We start from the raw sequence: 17468 nt of genomic DNA, 5'->3' as shown, positions 1-17468 counted from the left end.
ACTTGCAGTTTTTATTGTTTTACTTAACATTAACCCAAGCTTTAGGGGTATTTTATGGATCAGAAGACAGATAAGTTTCCACAATTTTTAAAAATGTTGTGCTTTGTTGAAATGTGGGAACGTTTCTCTTACTATGGAATGAGGGCACTTTTGGTCCTATTTTTGACTTCTCACTTAGGTTTCACTGATGAGAGGGCCTTTACTATTTACTCATTATTTGCTGCAACAGGTTATGCTATACCAATACTTGGAGGTTTTTTAGCTGATAAGTTGATGGGATTCCGCAACATGGTATTGCTTGGAGGGATAGTGATGATAGCAGGTCATGCCTGCATGTCATTGGTTGAGTTTGAACCAGGTTTATTATATTTAGGTTTATCTCTAATAGCCGTAGGTACTGGTATGTTTAAAGGAAACGTAACTAACTTACTTGGTTCATGCTATGGCAAAGACGATCCTGAACGTAGCAGAGGCTTTACTTTATTTTATGTAGGTATAAACCTTGGAGCAATATTGGCTTCTATTTCATGTGGTTATGTAGCCCACTTATTTGGTTGGCACTACGGCTTTGGTTTAGCTGGCATTGGGATGTCTATAGGGCTAATCTTTTTTCTCAAATTTCAGAGTCTTTTAGGAGATAGCGGCCTTTCTCCTTATCCAGAGCTTATGAATAAGCGCATATTAGGGATTAAAATCTTTGGTATAGTATTGATAGGAAGCTTTCTGTCATCATCAATAATTGCTAAAATGCTTATACATAGTGAATTTTTTACTAATATGCTCATATTTGTTGGAATAACAGCTCTAGGCATATTTATTTATATAATATCTAAATTATCAGCAGAACAAAGACGAAAATTAGTGGCATTATCTATTCTTGTGGTATTTTTCTTGTGTTTTTTTGCTTTAGAAATGCAGCTTGGCTCTTTGGTTAACTTATTCACCGAAAGAAACGTTATTAACAATGTATTAGGTATAACAATTCCAGCTTCAGTTTCTCAAGCCATAAATCCTTTATCAATTATAATACTTGGCTTTCTTTTTGGAACATACATGAAGTTTAAGCAAAAATATGCAACTTCCATGTTTACCCTTGGCCTTCTGACAATGGCTATGTGTTTTTTCACACTGTACATAGGATGTTTAAACTCTAACAGCGAAGGTAAAGTAGAATACTTATATTTAATAATTGCTATCTCCTTTATGGGACTGGGAGAATTATGCATTGCTCCCTTAGTTTTAGAACAATCAACTGCACTAGCTCCCCCAAATTTTAAAGGAGTAGTAATGGGTATAACAACGATGTCGTTAGCATTTTCTAACCTAGCCGGAGTTGCAATATCAAAATTTATGTCAGTTCCTTCAGTAAACGGTAAAATAAATTATTTAGAATCTTTAGAAATATATAAAGAGGGTTTTTTAAAGGTGGGAATATTTAATTTAATGCTCGTTATTGTATTTTTATTCTTCTTCAATTTTATACATAAAGTTGTTACTAACTCATCTTGTACAAAAAATTGATATAGGTAAGCTCAAATTTGTAGGTTTAAGGTACCCGTTCAGCAGAGGTAGCAATTAAACTTTGTAACTTTTGAAAAAGATTATGATTGCATTTTTTCAATACTCTTTGCTTAAGATTTATATTTAACGCTGCTTAAAATCAGTGAAATGCACACCCCAGCAAACTACTCTGCCGAGCTTCCAACACTTTCACATTTACTATTTTGTCCCTGTATTTATCTTCAGAATCATCAATGCACACTGATTGCATATATGGGCTTTTACCAATAATTTGGTTTTGGTGTTTACCTTTTTTATCGCTAAACAGAACAGGTATAGTTTTACCTACCATACTCTGGTTAAACTCAAGTTGTTGCTTACTAATTAATTTCTGTAAACGAAGAAGGCGCTCTGTTTTAACCTCTTCTGGTACTTGATCTTTTCTTTCCGCTCCCGGTGTGCCTGGTCTTGGGCTGTATTTAAAACTATAAGCCTGAGCATATCTAACTTTTTCTACTAATTTCATAGTTTCTTCAAAATCTTTTTCGGTTTCTCCAGGAAAACCAACAATAAAATCAGAAGAAAATTCGATTTCAGGTTTCAATTTGCGAAATCTGTCTATTATTTCCAAATACTCCTCTGCAGTGTGTTTCCTGTTCATCGCGTGCAATATTTTATTCGAACCAGACTGCACAGGCAGGTGAACAAACGGCATGAGCTTTGGCTCTTCCGCATGTGCCAAGTAGAGAGATTCATGCATATCTCTTGGATGAGAAGTTGTATAACGAATCCTCTCTAGCTTTTCAATTTTAGCAATATGACTAATTAATTTTCCTAAATCCCACACTTCCCCTTCGCACTCCCCATGGTAAGCATTGACGTTCTGACCAAGCAAATTGATCTCATTTGCCCCATTTGCAACTAATTTCAATGCTTCATGAAATATTTCATTCACTGGCCGTGAATACTCAGCTCCACGAGTATAGGGCACTACACAAAACGTACAAAATTTATCACAACCCTCTTGTATGGCAAGAAACGCAGAAGACCCCTGGCTATTGCCATAGCATTCATCTGGCAATTTATCAAACTTTGCAACTTCAGGAAAATCAGTGTTTATTACATGACCTTTACTTCTGCTTGCTTTGACTATCAGCTCCGGTAAGGTAGCGATACTCTGCGGACCAACAACAATATCAACAAAAGGAGCCCTTCTGAACACTTCTTCTCCCTCTGCTTGCGCTACACACCCAGCCACCACTATAGTCATTTCTTTTCGTAACGAATGAATCTTCCCAAGCTCTGAGTAAAGTTTTTCTGCTGCCTTCTCTCTAATGTGACAAGTATTCAGTATCACTAAATCGGCTTTCCCTGCATCACTAACAACGTTGAACCCCAAAGGTTTAATTACATTTTCCATTAAAACGGAGTCATAAACGTTCATCTGACAGCCGTAAGTTTTAATATATAGGCCTTTCATATTTGGTATGTCTTTTTCAAAATTTCTTCACCCTACACGTAAATGTCTAACAGACCAGCGCGTGACGCTAGTGAACTTGCTAGCACAATAGATTTTGACAAAATTATACGAAAAACTGGATCCCAGTGGGCTTTGTTGCATAGCAACTGAAAAATCTGGTGGCTACTGACAAAATTCATTATAAAATAGCCATTTAACCTTGAAAGAAAAAATATGCCACAAAAAATGAGGGTCAGTAACCATAGCGAATATAACAAATTTCTAGAAAAAAGAGGAAATATTTTTCATTATATCAACGAAGCCATAGAAAAGTGGTACGAGAATGGTCCAAAAATACCAGGTGGCAACAATATTTATAGCGATAAAGTTGTAATTTTGGTGCACATAATAACTTGTTTATTTAGAATAGGCCTGAGGCAAACAGTTGGGTTTATAGCAGGATACCTTGAGCAAATTGGGAAAAATTTGCAAGTTATCAGCTATTCACAATCATCAAGAAGGTTTAAGAAACTCAATATTAAGATCAATGATTGCAGAATTGATAAAAATAATATGGAAGATATCGAAATTGCTATAGACAGTACAGGAATTAGTATATACAACAACACTCCTGGCCATAGCAAAGAAAATAGCGAAGATAGAAAGTATCGCAGCTATGAACAGACAAGAAAATTGCATGTAATGTTGAATACAAACAGCAAAAAAGCCATAGCTGTAAAATACAGTAACGGTGTCTACTCTGATCACTATGGAGCTTGTGATTTGCTAAAAGAAGTCGATTTTCAGTATGTCATAAAAGTACTATATGCAGATAGGGCATATGACAGAGAAAAGCTCTATAAGCTGTGTAATCAATATGGTATAAAAACGAAAATTCCTCCGAAAAACAACGCAGCAGAGCATCCAAAATTGGATTATATGCTTGATAGAAATGCCGCTATTCAGTTAATGAAATTACATGGTGAGAATGGTATAAAAAGATGGAAAGAAGAAGTAAATTACGGAAAAAGATCGTATATTGAAGGATTTTTCTCAAGGTTGAAGCGAATATTTGGGTTTAGTTTTAGGAGCAAATCTGAAATTAATCGTGAGAAGGAACTGCTACTCAAGTGTTATTTGCTTAACAAATTTACTGAAATAGGCATGGCTAAGTTTGAGATAGCTTCATGAATTTATTGTACGTTACCTACTATCCGAAGAGCGATGCAACAAAGCCATCCCAGTGTCAAGCACTGGGATGACAAGAAAGGGAGCACTGGAATTTTTATTTCAGTATTGTACATTAGCCATGCATCTGAACAGATACGAGCTTTCTGCTTTTTTTTGGGTAAGGTCAGTCAAAAAGGTTTTGCAACAACCATAATAACTATAACTATTATCAATACTGTAACTGCTTCATTTAAAACGCGAAAATAAATATGTGACTTCTTATTCGAACCCATTGCAAAATTTTTCCTATATTTTGCAAGTAGCATATGAATAATTAACATCAAAAGTATTGCAAATGCTTTTACATGAAACCATCCTTCACGATATGCTTCCCTAATAACCATTAGTGTAATTCCAAGACCAAGTGAGAAAAGCATTGCAGGGTTTATGATATGTCTAAGTAGCCTCTTTTCCATTGTTTGAAGCAAGCTATCATTTTCCGATCCCGGTTTTACAGTTGCATGGTAGACATAAAGCCTGGGTAAATAAAGCATACCTGCCATCCACATGATAACAGAGATAACATGAAAAGCCTCAAGCCAGTGGTAATAGTTCATTAGCAAAAATTTAAAATTCCTGGTATTGTGTTAGTTTAATGAAAAAGAAATCGATATGAAAGCAGAAAATTTCACTAAAGAACAGATAATTGGATTCTACAGGAAAATGCTACTCATACGCAGATTTGAGGAAAAAGCAGGACAATTATATGGGATGGGATTAATAGGCGGGTTCTGTCACCTATCAATAGGACAAGAAGCAGTTGCAGTTGGAACTCAAGCTGCATCAAAATTAGGTGACGCTTTTATCACAAGTTATAGAGACCATGGCTTAATGCTCGCATGTGATTCTGATCCAAATGTTGTAATGGCAGAGCTTACCGGCAAAGAAACAGGATGCTCGAAAGGTAAAGGTGGTTCGATGCACGTATTTGACGTTGAAAAAAAATTCTTCGGCGGGCATGGAATAGTGGGAGCACAAGTTCCAATTGGCACAGGAATAGCATTTGCTAATAAATATAAGAAAAAAGATAATGTGGTATTTACATATTTTGGCGACGGTGCTGCAAATCAAGGACAAGTATATGAATCGTTTAATATGGCATCTTTGTGGGAGTTGCCTGTGGTTTACATCATAGAAAATAATGAATACGCAATGGGAACCTCCGTGCAAAGATCAACTTTAGTAACAGAGTTATATAAAAGAGGAGAAAGTTTTGGTATTCCTGGAAAACAAGTTGATGGAATGGATTTTTTCTCTGTTTATGAGGCTACAAGCGAAGCAGCGGAACACACACGCAGCGGAAAAGGGCCTATCCTGCTTGAAATGAAGACATATCGATATCGCGGTCACTCAATGTCAGATCCTGCTACTTATCGCTTAAAAGAAGAAGTTGAAGATATGAAGCAAAATCATGACCCTATAAGCACTTTAAAGAAATACATGACAGATAATAAAATGGCTTCAGAAGAAGAGTGCAAAGTAATTGATAAGGAAATACGTGATTTAGTAAAAAAGTCGGAAGATTTTGCCAAAAATAGTAAAGAACCAAGCGTTGATGAGCTGTATACTGATGTTTATAAATTTGTTAGCTAATTTTTTTATCCAGAACTGTACAAACATTGTATAGTAAACGATGTCATCCAAATAGCTCCTTCTCCCGTCATCCAAGTGCCCTCCTTTTTTTGTCATCCCAGTGCTCCGACTACTTGGATCCAGCTGAGTTGGTGAGTATAAAAGTATAGCTAACGCAAGCTCTACGTCATGCCGCCGCGAACCGTCATACCGCGATTCATTCGCGGTATCTCTAGATCCCGCTAACAAGCAGCGGGATGACGGTTGTCAGGCTAGCTGTCATCTCAGTAGTCTCCTTCTCCTGTCATCCGAGTAGCTGACACTGGTTCCTTTATGACGGCAGTAGCCCCTTCGGTGTCATTCCAGTGCTTGACACTGGAATGACACCAATAATTGACATTTCACTAGATATTCATTATAAATAATGGAATGCTACAAAGTATAAAAACCATATTAATAGAAGACGATAACGTTAGGCTGGATAGGTACATCAGAAGAATCTTTCCTGATCTAAAGCAATCTGTAATTGAAAAATCTTTAAGGAAAGGATTAATCAAAGTTGATGATTGCAAAGCAAAGTCCAGTGATAGAGTAAATTCTGGGCAAACTATAACGCTGAAGCACTTGAATTATATTGAAAACGCTAATTCTGATCGCAAATATAATGAAAAGTTAGTGAATCTACTAAGAGAGAACATATTATATGAAGACGAATATATACTAGCTATAAACAAACCCGCAGGGGTCATCGTTCAAGGTGGCGTAAAAGTAAAGATTAGCATGAGTGATTTGCTTGACCAAATAAGAGAGGGAGAAACATTTAAAATTGTCCATAGGCTAGATAGAGATACGAGTGGAGTGATAATATTCGCACGCAACGCTAATGTTGCCAGATACCTTATGGAAGAATTTAAAGGACGAAGAGTAAAAAAAACTTATTTAGCATTAACTTCTGGCATACCGAGCAAGGATAGTGGAACAATAGACTATCCATTGGTGAAAAAATATGTTTCAGGTCAAGAAAAAGTGGTCGTTGATGAAAATTCACCTCAGAATGCCACTACGCATTTTTCAATTATAGCAAAATCCAAACACAATGTTGCTTATTTAAAATTACAACCAATTACCGGCAGAACCCATCAGTTACGTGCACATTTAGCTCATATAAATTGCCCTATTCTTGGTGACGGTAAATATGGTGGTAAAAAAGCTTTTATTGATGGGATAGCAAATAAAATTCACCTTCATTCGCATTCTTTATCTTTAAAACTGCCAAACAATAAAGAAATCACTATCACCGCTCCTATCACTAAACACATCGAAAAATCCATTGAAGCGCTATTTTTCGACTGAAACGATTTCACCAATCAACTTTTCTGTCTTTGGCTTTAATTTGAAGCACAGATATTAGGCTAATTAATGCGCAGGCAGTAAGATAAATGCCTGCTGCAAGTTTTGTTTCGGTTTTTTCTATAAGCCACATGCATATGTATGGAGAAAGGCCACCAAAAATTCCTGCAGATATATTATTTGCTAAGCTTACGCCAGTGCATCTTACTTTTGTTGGAAACAGTTCACAAATAACAGAGCCATATATTCCAAAAGATGCACCTACTGGTATAGTAATCAATAAGTAAGTTATTATTACGACATAGTGGTTAACGGAAGATAATAATGGTAATACACATGTACCAATCAGAGATAGCATAATCAGTACAGGAATCATTACGCGTTTTCTTCCAACTTTATCAGATAAAATTGCAAAAAGTACCGCAGATGCTGCAAATACAACCTGTACTACTATCCTCATTAAATCTTTAACACTAATAGATAAAATAACTAGCTCTTTTATTGATATATTATAAAACATTATTGCTGCGTAGACAATTGCATTCTGAGCAATTCCCAGATTGATTGAAATAATAAGCGGTCTTTTATAGTTTCTTACTAGTTCTAACAATGGTGAATGTGCTAAATTATTAGCGTACTTATTAGTTTTATATGCTAAGCTTTCTTTTAATATGTACCTAGTTAAAAAACCTATTGTCCCCAAAAAAAAGCAAAAATAAAAAAGCAACTTCCATCCCCATATTTCATAGTTCTCACCTGTAACTCTTTTGCAGATAAATATCATTGTTATGCATAAGAGCGTTCCAAGGGCTCCGCTAAAGGGCTTCATACTTCCTAAGAAACCTAGATTTTTTTTATCTTTTGAATGCTCTATCGTAAATGCTGTATTAATGCTTGTTTCACCTCCTGCAGTTATTCCTTGCACTATTCTACAAAACACAAGCAATACAGGTGAAAGCAACCCTATTTCTTTATACCCAGGTATAATTCCCATAATTGTGGATGATATTGAAATTAATATTACTGAAGTAAGTAAAGTCTTTCTTCTGCCATACTTATCTCCCATATAACCAAAAATTACTGCACCAATTGGTCTAAACGCAAAACCAATTGCAAAAACACCAAGGAATTTGAGTGTACTCAAATAATGATCTTCTGATGGGAAAAAAACGTTGATGATTGTATCTGTTAATACTCCAAAAAGAGTGAGTTCATACCACACAATCATGTTACAGATCATGCCCGATAGTATTGCTTTTTGAATATTATTCATGGTCTTTCAATTTAACATAACCTAATATATCATTAACCGGTGCTCCTTGCTATAAAATTTTTCATTCAATAACCTTCAAGGATAATTCACGTAAATGCTTATCCTCCACCTTGGAAGGAGCACCCATTAGAACATCTTCACCTTGCTGGTTCATAGGAAAACAGATTACTTCACGAATATTTGGCTCATCAGCAAGCAGCATAACTATTCTATCAACCCCTGGTGCTATTCCACCATGAGGAGGAACACCAAATCTGAATGCACGTACAAGTGCACCGAATTTTGTATCAACTTCTTCTTTACTATAGCCTGCAATGGCGAAAGCTTTATACATGATATCCAGTTTGTTATTGCGAATTGCCCCACTTGATAGTTCTATTCCATTGCAAACAAGATCATACTGGTAAGCAAGGATATCGAGTGGATTCTTTTCCTCTAAATCTTTCAGACCACCGTGTGGCATAGAAAATGGGTTATGAAAGAAATCTATTTTTTTACTTTTATCGTCATATACAAAATATGGAAAATCAATGATCCAACAAAACTTGAAGATATTATCATCTATAAGACTGAGTTCTGACCCTAAAAGAGTGCGTACTTTTCCTGCAATGTTTGCCGCCTCATTCTCTTTGTCAGAAGCAAAAAATACACTATCTCCTGGCTCTATGTTTGTTGCTTCTCTTATGTGGTTTAGCCTATTTTCATCAAGAAATTTAGCAATTGGGCCTTTCGCAGTTCCATCTTTATCAAACGTTATATATCCGAGACCCTTAGCACCGAATTCTTTTTGCGCATGTTCTATCTTTTTATCAAAGAAGCTGCGTGGTTCCTCTGCTGTTTTAGGTGCAGGGATGGCTCTCACTACCATACCACGCTCAATATTGCTTTTGAAAATATTGAACCCTGAATCACGGAAAATTTCTGTAACATCGCTGATTAATAGTGGATTACGCAAATCTGGCTTGTCAGAACCATACTTAAGCATTGCCTCTTTGTATGTAATGCGTGGAAAATCTTTATCGACAGACTTGCGAGAAAATTTGGCGAACACTTTATATAAAGCAGATTCAATAACGTCAAATATGTCCTCTTGAGTCACAAAAGACATTTCAAGGTCTAGCTGGTAAAATTCCCCAGGAGAGCGGTCAGCCCTTGCATCTTCATCACGAAAACACGGTGCGATTTGGAAATATTTATCAAACCCTGAGACCATGAGCAACTGTTTGAAAATCTGCGGAGCTTGTGGCAATGCATAGAACTTGCCAGGATTTAGCCTGCTTGGCACTAGGTAGTCGCGTGCTCCTTCAGGAGAGGAAGCAGTGAGTATTGGAGTTTGAATCTCTAAAAATCCTCGCTCTATCATGAGCTTGCGGAGCTCTGCAATAATTTGTGAGCGCAAAATAATATTGTTGCGGACTTTTTCACGTCTTAAGTCAAGAAATCGATATTTAAATCTCATGTTTTCTGGGTATTCTTGCTCGCCGGTAATGCTTGCCAATATACTTCTTTCTTCTTTTGCTATTTCTTCATCAAAGTGGAACTCAACTTCCGACTCAACGCGCAAATTGTTGACTATCACCTCGATTTCTCCGGTAGAAATAGAGCTGTTTACCGTATCTTCAGTTCTAGCTTCAACTATTCCTGTAACAGTAATTACACTCTCCAATTTTAAATTTGATATCTCATCAAAAAAGTCTTTGTCATTATTAAATACTAGCTGAGTGATTCCGTAGAAGTCCCTTAAATCAACAAAAATTAGGTTACCATGGTCGCGCTTACGATATAACCATCCAGAAAGGGTAACTTCCTTTTCTACGTCGTTCTTCCTCAGTTCATTGCACGTATGAGTTTTACAGCAGTTCATATTTGTTTTACTTCTAAATTCTTTAAGAAGTATAGAAATAAACCTTATTACATACAAGCCCGTTCGTCAGATATTTGCGCAATTTTCGAAATAGAGCAGTACTGCTTTTATATTGTCTTTACCCGCAAAAAAATTGCACAATTTCTATAATTATGGTATAATAGCAAGGGTATTTTTAATGAATTAGATACAGGAAATGCCACTTACACAGATCATATTATATAGCGTAACATTACTTGCTGTAGCTGCAGTATTTCTCTTTTTGAGAAAAATATACAAAAATCGCATTAGAAAAATCATATTTCCTAGAAAAGTTTTTAAAGAAGAGTGGGAAGAAGACAGAAAATTCAATGAATTATATCAAAAAAATAAGCAAAAAGAGTTGCTGAAACAACAAGAAACGCTACGCGAGAAACAAAAAGATGTGCAAGTTTATAAAGAAGATCCAGAAATAGTTGACATAGCAAAACCGGTAGGTAAATGGACAAAGATGGTTATGATGGGTAATGGTTTAATGCAGCGTTTTGCACAATTGATACATAGAGAAGGCGGACAGAAAGGATTTTGGGAGCTGTTTGTAAAAGCTCAGGCTTCAACTCAAGGTAAACATAAGGGGAAGGGCAGATAATCCATGCTTGAATGTGAAAATTTATCCTGCGCTCGTAATAATAAGGTACTATTTAAGAATCTCAGTTTTAAAGCTGAGCTAAAATCAAAGATTCTAATCACTGGTCCAAATGGTAGTGGTAAAACCAGCTTAATTAGAAGTTTATCTGGACTTTTACCGCCGGTATCAGGCAATATAAGGCACTGCGGAAAAGATATATATGATGATCCAAAATCCTATATATCTTCTATGGTCTATATAGGCCATAAGAATGCCTGTAAAGATAGCTTAACTGTTGCTCAAAACGTAGAATTCTGGGCAGGAATACGAAATACTAGAGAACTGATTGTGGCAGCTATTTGTTGTTTGCAGTTGCAGCCTGTACTTAATATTAGATATGGCGAACTTTCTGCAGGCTGGAGAAGAAGAGTTGCACTTGCTCGCCTCTTGATTTCTAATGCAAGCGTTTGGCTGATAGATGAACCATTTTGTAATCTTGATAGTGCAACGTGTGAATTAGTGCTGAACCTAATCTCAATACGCTCTGAGCAAAATGGTATAGTAATTATTACAGGGCATAGCTCTACAGAGCAATTGTGTGATTTTACAACGATTGATATACGTAATTTCAATAGACTTCTTGTATAGTTTTTGGCAACAACCGCTAGAAATAAAAAACTTACTTGACAAACTCCGCCAGCCTCCTTATCATGAAACTGAAGCTATTTATTTATCTTCTCTGTACAGATTAAATGACAAAAAAACTCACGTATCTGGCGTCTCATGTTTAATTTTTTGCACTATGTGCACTCTATGTCTTTATCAAATTTCTAGGTTTTTACCTATACAAGCTGAAATACGCTTATAAAGCATTTAAAACATCAAAAAACGCCAACTTAAAAAATGGATAGTGAATAATTAGCTACCCTAGGGTTTCTTTTGCCTTTTTTTCTGTTTAGTAAATTTCTTAAACATTTATGACTAAAGGTTAGTTGCATTAAAAAGCAGCTAAATCGCGGTTATTAAGCGTTTAGAATAAAAAAACGCCATACTTGAAAGTATAATGTAAGTAATTAGCCAACCACGGGGCTTCTTTTGCCTTTTTTTTCATTTGGTAAATTTCTTAATATTTGTAGCTAAATGAACTGGGCAGTGCGTAACGTTAATTTCTATCCAAGAGGGTGTCATTCCAGTGCTCCTTTTTTTGTCATCCCAGTGCTTGACACTGGGATGGCTTTGTTGCATCGCTACTTATGAAAGGCTAACTATAATTAGGATTATAAGCAACCTATTGAAAATCTTGTTTTTTTGCAATCAATCTGATCAAATTTAAGAATAGTAATTTATTATTTATATTAATAAATTTAATTCTATTGAAAATAGCTAAAGCATTGAAATTCTTGAATTTTAGCCGGATTAGTGAGTGGTAGTGAAATTTCTTTTACTCAAATTTAGGTATTCACTGACCGTTCTTGTTATAAATACCAGAATAATAAGCTACTGATATTCTCCACCTTTTTTATCTTTAATCCATCATAGCTAGCGATGCAACAAAGCCCACTGGGATCCAGTTTTCTTTACAAATTCACAAAAAGTGCTTCATTCTATAACGCAAAACCCATACTCACCAAACCCAATGCATTACTTGCAATTAAGTTTCCTGGATCCAAGTATTCAGCTACTCGGATGATATCTTTGTGTTTGAAGCAAAACCAGCTATAACATTTCTTCGCAAACAAATGTTCGTACAGTTGTGCGCGTGATGCTGGAATCTAGACAACAATTAGATCCTATTGTCAAGCAATAAGCTACATGTGCTATTTATTTAGTAGATTAAATATGAAGTTTAAAACTCTGCTATTGACTTCCTGTAGAACTAGTGAAAACCAAACTTGCTTAAAACCACTTAATTAGTTATAGTTATAAGTTTAGGTACAGTAAAATGACAGCTTTTGTCCCCTTGATTATTTTTTTAATCTTGTATCTTGGAAGTGGTGCTTATTTTTCTTTTATCGGAACTGATAATCCACTTCATCAGGTTTCACCAGTAATCTGCTTATTACCAGCACTATTTTTTGCTGTCTCACGTGGTACAAATAAAATTCAGCATAACATCGATACTGTTATCAAGGGCATGGGTGACAAAAACACCCTTACTATGTGTTTAATTTTTTTATTTTCTGGAGCATTTTCTGCGGTGACTCAATCAATCGGTAGCGCAGACACTGTTGCTAATTTAATTCTTAATTTCCTTCCAGCAAGATTACTGCTGCCTGGAGTATTTTTGGCTTCTGCTTTTATTTCAACTGCAATTGGCACATCTATGGGAGTTGTTGCGCTGATGGTACCTATAGCTGTTAATCTGGCAAAAAGTGGAGCTTTTGGTCTCGAAATAGGAACTGCAACTGTAGTAGGTGGTGCCGTGTTTGGCGATAACCTTTCGATGATATCTGATACCACCATTGCATCTGTTTCTTCACAGGAAGCTTCAGCAAAAGATAAACTTAAAATGAACTCTAAAGTTGCACTTATTGCCAGCATTATAACACTCATCTACCTAGCAGTTGCCTCAAATAGTACAAAAATTATTTCTATATCAAATTTAGATTATTATTCTATAATAAAAATTATTCCTTACATTTCTTTAATAATCATGGGGCTGCTTGAAGTCGCCACTTTAGTAACAATAACTATAAACATAATTATTGCTGGTGTGCTAGGAATAACTTTTTTTGACTATGCTATCATTCAATTTCCTCATGACGTGTATGACGGTTTCAAAAAAGTAAACGAAATAGTGATATTTGCTCTATTTATCGGTGGATTGAGCCATATAATGTACAAGCAAGGTCAAAAAGCGTTGCATAAACTCATCGATGAAAGCAATATCACAAAAACTAAAGCTGAATTTGTGATAGCAGGAATTGCGTCTATGTTTACTACCTTAGTTGCCAATAATACCATTGCTATTTTACTAAGTGGTGGCATTGCAAAAAGGCTTGCACAAAAACACAGTATTGCGCCACATCGCAGCGCATACTTATTAGATGTTTTTGCTTGTGCTACAAAAGGTATCTTACCTTATGGTTCCCAACTATTGCTAGCAGGTAGCATCGCCTCTGTATCACCTATTTCTTTATTAACACAGGTATATTATTGCTTTATTCTAGCGGCAGTTACAATAGGCGAAATAATCATCAACAGCAGAAAAGAGAAACATTGTGCGGCTGCAACTTAGAGTTTCTCTTTTTTTACCCATAAGGAACGGAATTACTTGACACCCTTCGCCAACCCCCTTATCATGAAACTGAAGCTATTTATTTATCTTCGCAATCTGTGCAGGTTAATGACAAAAAACTTAGGGTATTTGGCGTCTCATGTTTAATTTTTCGCACTACGTGCATCGCATGTCTTTAAAAATTTCTGGGTTTTTACCTATATAAGCCGAAACGCGCTTACAAAGCGTTTAAGACAGCAAAAAACGTCAAATTGACAAGGGAGAATTTGAATGCTAGCTACTACGGGGTTTCTTTGCCTTTTTTCCTGCTTAGTAAATTTCTTAAACACTTGCGGTGTAGGTTAGTTGCAAGTTAAAAGCAGCTAAATCGCTCTTAATCAAGCGTTTTAGAATAAAAAAAACGCCGGTATTTTAGTACATGGTAAATAGCCAACCACCACGGGGCTTCTTTTGCCTTTTTTTTATTTGGTAAATTTCTTAAACATTTATAGTTACAATTTAAGAGCTCGTAAAGGGTGTCATTCCAGTGCCCCTGTGATGTATTCCAGTGCTTGACACTGGAATACAGTTTTCCATATAATCTCATCGAAAATGTTGTAACCACTTTCCATGCTAGTTTGCTTGTTCACAAGCAAACTTTTCTGGATCCCAGTGTCTGGGCACTGGGATGACAAGAGAAGGTACTAGCCTGACACCCTGACAACCGTCATCCCGCTGCTTGTTAGCGGGATCTATGCTAATGCCCTTTTATTCTTTCAATTATGTTATTTCCATTTAAATCTGTCTGTTCCGCAACTTCAGTGAATACAGTTGAATACTCCCTAAAACTGATTGTCATAACTTTACCCTACTTTGAATAATATTTTGATCATTACATATTGTAACAAAAAAAATCAACTCATTTCTTCTAACGGCTCTATATTGAAGATAGAAAGTCCAGAAGCGATCTAAGGCTTGCACGAGTTGCAGCGGTAAGGTTTAAGTTGTCTTCTTATATTTTTAATTGTGTAATCTCCTGTGTTTGTAAATGTTTTTTCTATGCCCCACTACAGTAATAAGTACTCTGCGCTCTGAATGATTTATGCTGTAAATTATACAGTAGTTGCTAACCCTTATCCTATATTGCCCTCTAAAGCTATGACATAAAGGCTTTCCTAGATTAAAAGGATCAACTGTAAGGCGTTTCTTTATGGCCTCCTGAACCATTAATTTAATCTTTGCCGGAAGAGCTGGAATTTCTTTTTCAATAACATTTTTTAAGAATTTTATAGTGTAAGTTTTATTTCCAGATGTTTTCATCATCCTCTACTTCTTCTTCACCTTCAGAGAGGCGATCGTCAGCTATTTTGGATAGCTCTACATCTTCTTCGAACTCTTCTTCCACTAAATCTACTAAAACTTCAGGAATAGTTTTATTTTGAGTCTCTGCCATTTCTGTAAGATACTGAGCCAATTTACTGTCAAAACTTACATTAACATTGAGCTTTTTTTGACTGTGAGCCATATATTAACCAGAAAATACTACTATAAACTATAACATTTTTACTTAATTTTGTCAACTTCTCTATTCGTTGAAAAAACAATCTTGCATAAAAAAATCAACTCATCTCTTCCAAAGGTTCTATATTGAAGATAGAAAGTCCAGAAGCGATGACGTGTGCTAAGGCCTGCACGAGAAACATTCTTGCAGCGGTGAGGTTTAAGTTGTCTTCCAGTATGAAACGCATGTTTAAATCACTCTTGCCATACCCCCATAAAACGTGAAACGCTTCTGCAACTTCAAGTAAGTAGAAAGTAATTCTGTGTGGCTCACAAAGCCTTGCTGCAATTTCTACCACATCTGGCCACTTTGCTAAGGTTTTTATGAGGAAGAGCTCTCCACCTGTCCTTAAAAGTGAAGGATCTGCTGTTGGGAGCTCTTTTGGAGCATTACGCATTAACGAATGAGCACGAGCATGCGCATATTGCACGTAAAAAATAGGGTTGTCTTTTGACTGTTCTTTAACTTTAGCAAAATCAAAGTCCAAGACCATATCATTCTTGCGTGTTAGCATTATAAAACGAGTTATGTCCCTGCCAACTTCTTCCACTACATCTCTTGCTGTTAGGAAGTTTCCTGATCTTTTGGACATCTTAACAGGTTTGCCGTTCTCGAAAAAATTCACAATATTATGCAGTTTTACCTCTATTTTTGCTTGATCATCACTGAGCGCAGAGACGACTGCTTTGAGTCTTTTGACATAACCGCCGTGGTCACTACCAAGCTCTACGATCATATTGTTAAAACCACGCGATATCTTATCAAAATGGTAAGCGATATCCGAGGCAAAATAAGTCCAACTGCCGTCCTCTTTCTTCAATGCACGGTCAACGTCATCACCAAATTTTGTAGAGCGAAATAGCATCTCTTTTCTGGAAGTCCAATTTTCGCTTTCTTTGCCTTTTGGTTTCTCCAGGTACCCTTCATACACTAGACCCTTGTCAGACAATATCTTTATACTCTCTTCAATTTTGCCACTTTTTTGTAGCTCATACTCTGAAGTAAAAACATCATGATTTACTCCAAGCAAGTTCATGTCTTCCTTTATGAGTTCTAAGATAAAACTTAAAGTATATTCCCTAATTATTTGATTATCTTGCTTTTTTAGAAATTCCTTGCCATATTTTTTAGCTAGCCCCTCCCCTATTGGTTTTAAATATTCACCTGGGTATAAACCTTTTTCTATACTGATTTTTTCTCCCAGAGCTTCTTTGTACCGCAGATATACTGACTTTATTAGTGTATCTATCTGCGCTCCAGCATCGTTAATATAGTATTCCTTAGTAACTTTATAACCAACTTTTTTCAATAAATTTGCCAGAACGTCACCAAATACTGCCCCTCTTGCATGACCAATATGCAGTGGACCAGTTGGATTTGCAGATACAAATTCAACATTGATGGCCTGATTGTTCCCTATATCTAGGGTGCCAAACTCTGTTTTTAGCTCATTTATTTGTTTTAAAATCCCATGCCATACTTTTATTTTTAAGTGTATGTTGATGAAACCAGGGCCCGCTATTTCCACTTTTGCAACTTCATCAAAAAGTTCAAATTCTTTGGCTAAAACCTCTGCAATTTCAATGGGATTCTTCTTTTCATGCTTTGCGAGCACCATAGCAACGTTTGTGTAAATGTCTCCATGTGCTCTGTTACTTGGGGGTTCTACGATAAAGTTTGTTGTATCTGTATTTATAATACCCCTTTGCTTCAACTCGTTTAATTTACTCAAAATTAAGGAAGAAGCCCTTTTGAAAATGTTCATCAACTAGAAAAACTATGAAAATCTCCAACAATATAGCGAATAAGTGGGGCTAGTTGAAGGTTTATCTTAA

At 36.0% G+C, this 17468-nt stretch carries 15 protein-coding genes; 8 read left to right on the top strand and 7 right to left on the bottom strand.

Features of this window, described 5'->3' with window-relative positions; all coding sequences use genetic code 11:
• The first annotated feature begins 54 nt into the window (after positions 1-54).
• Positions 55-1521, top strand: coding sequence for a peptide MFS transporter (locus OPR21_RS02955; RefSeq protein WP_265030161.1), 1467 nt, complete (start codon positions 55-57; stop codon positions 1519-1521).
• A gap of 139 nt (positions 1522-1660) precedes the next feature.
• On the opposite strand, the gene miaB is transcribed toward OPR21_RS02955, so the two are convergent.
• Complete coding sequence (gene miaB / locus OPR21_RS02950; protein ID WP_006279599.1) at positions 1661-2980, bottom strand: tRNA (N6-isopentenyl adenosine(37)-C2)-methylthiotransferase MiaB; 1320 nt, start codon at positions 2978-2980, stop codon at positions 1661-1663.
• Between the two features lie 213 nt (positions 2981-3193).
• Between miaB and OPR21_RS02945 the strand changes: the two genes are divergently transcribed.
• Positions 3194-4150 (top strand): IS5 family transposase, encoded by a 957-nt coding sequence (locus OPR21_RS02945; RefSeq protein WP_265029812.1) that lies wholly within the window; start codon positions 3194-3196, stop codon positions 4148-4150.
• Positions 4151-4317: 167 nt separating this feature from the next.
• Here OPR21_RS02945 and hemJ read toward each other — a convergent pair whose 3' ends face one another.
• Positions 4318-4746 (bottom strand): protoporphyrinogen oxidase HemJ, encoded by a 429-nt coding sequence (gene hemJ / locus OPR21_RS02940; protein WP_265030160.1) that lies wholly within the window; start codon positions 4744-4746, stop codon positions 4318-4320.
• 55 nt (positions 4747-4801) lie between these two features.
• Between hemJ and pdhA the strand changes: the two genes are divergently transcribed.
• Positions 4802-5782, top strand: a complete 981-nt coding sequence (gene pdhA, locus OPR21_RS02935; RefSeq protein ID WP_006279887.1) for a pyruvate dehydrogenase (acetyl-transferring) E1 component subunit alpha — start codon at positions 4802-4804, stop codon at positions 5780-5782.
• Positions 5783-6190: 408 nt separating this feature from the next.
• On the top strand, positions 6191-7114 hold the full coding sequence (locus OPR21_RS02930) for an RluA family pseudouridine synthase (protein ID WP_006279888.1): 924 nt from the start codon (positions 6191-6193) through the stop codon (positions 7112-7114).
• A gap of 7 nt (positions 7115-7121) precedes the next feature.
• On the opposite strand, the gene OPR21_RS02925 is transcribed toward OPR21_RS02930, so the two are convergent.
• Positions 7122-8384, bottom strand: coding sequence for an MFS transporter (locus OPR21_RS02925; protein WP_236514771.1), 1263 nt, complete (start codon positions 8382-8384; stop codon positions 7122-7124).
• Between the two features lie 61 nt (positions 8385-8445).
• Complete coding sequence (aspS, locus tag OPR21_RS02920) at positions 8446-10248, bottom strand: aspartate--tRNA ligase (protein WP_006279890.1); 1803 nt, start codon at positions 10246-10248, stop codon at positions 8446-8448.
• A 196-nt stretch (positions 10249-10444) separates the two neighbouring features.
• On the opposite strand from aspS, the gene OPR21_RS02915 reads away from it, so the two are divergent.
• The 4 genes from OPR21_RS02915 to OPR21_RS02900 all read left to right on the top strand — a co-directional run bounded on the left by OPR21_RS02915 (position 10445) and on the right by OPR21_RS02900 (position 14093).
• The gene (locus OPR21_RS02915) at positions 10445-10876 is read left to right on the top strand and encodes a hypothetical protein (RefSeq protein WP_006279891.1); all 432 of its coding nucleotides are present in this window, start codon (positions 10445-10447) and stop codon (positions 10874-10876) included.
• A 3-nt stretch (positions 10877-10879) separates the two neighbouring features.
• Complete coding sequence (gene ccmA, locus OPR21_RS02910; RefSeq protein ID WP_265030159.1) at positions 10880-11503, top strand: heme ABC exporter ATP-binding protein CcmA; 624 nt, start codon at positions 10880-10882, stop codon at positions 11501-11503.
• Positions 11504-12400: 897 nt separating this feature from the next.
• On the top strand, positions 12401-12577 hold the full coding sequence (locus tag OPR21_RS02905; RefSeq protein ID WP_265030158.1) for a hypothetical protein: 177 nt from the start codon (positions 12401-12403) through the stop codon (positions 12575-12577).
• Between the two features lie 220 nt (positions 12578-12797).
• Complete coding sequence (locus OPR21_RS02900) at positions 12798-14093, top strand: Na+/H+ antiporter NhaC family protein (RefSeq protein ID WP_006280467.1); 1296 nt, start codon at positions 12798-12800, stop codon at positions 14091-14093.
• A 999-nt stretch (positions 14094-15092) separates the two neighbouring features.
• Here the strand turns inward: OPR21_RS02900 and OPR21_RS02895 are convergent.
• The 3 genes from OPR21_RS02895 to argS form a co-directional block, all read right to left on the bottom strand.
• Positions 15093-15392, bottom strand: a complete 300-nt coding sequence (locus OPR21_RS02895) for a type II toxin-antitoxin system RelE family toxin (protein ID WP_265030157.1) — start codon at positions 15390-15392, stop codon at positions 15093-15095.
• The gene (locus OPR21_RS02890) at positions 15373-15597 is read right to left on the bottom strand and encodes a hypothetical protein (protein WP_010962565.1); all 225 of its coding nucleotides are present in this window, start codon (positions 15595-15597) and stop codon (positions 15373-15375) included. The genes OPR21_RS02895 and OPR21_RS02890 overlap by 20 nt, the downstream gene beginning before the upstream one ends.
• Positions 15598-15691: 94 nt before the next feature.
• Positions 15692-17398, bottom strand: a complete 1707-nt coding sequence (gene argS, locus OPR21_RS02885) for an arginine--tRNA ligase (protein WP_265030156.1) — start codon at positions 17396-17398, stop codon at positions 15692-15694.
• Between the last annotated feature and the right edge of the window lie 70 nt (positions 17399-17468).

Origin of the sequence: Wolbachia endosymbiont (group A) of Philonthus cognatus (assembly GCF_947251755.1) — a bacterium.
Classification (GTDB): Bacteria; Pseudomonadota; Alphaproteobacteria; order Rickettsiales; family Anaplasmataceae; genus Wolbachia; species Wolbachia pipientis.
Note: the sequence above shows the minus strand (reverse complement) of the source record. Positions and strands in the feature narration are given on the sequence as shown.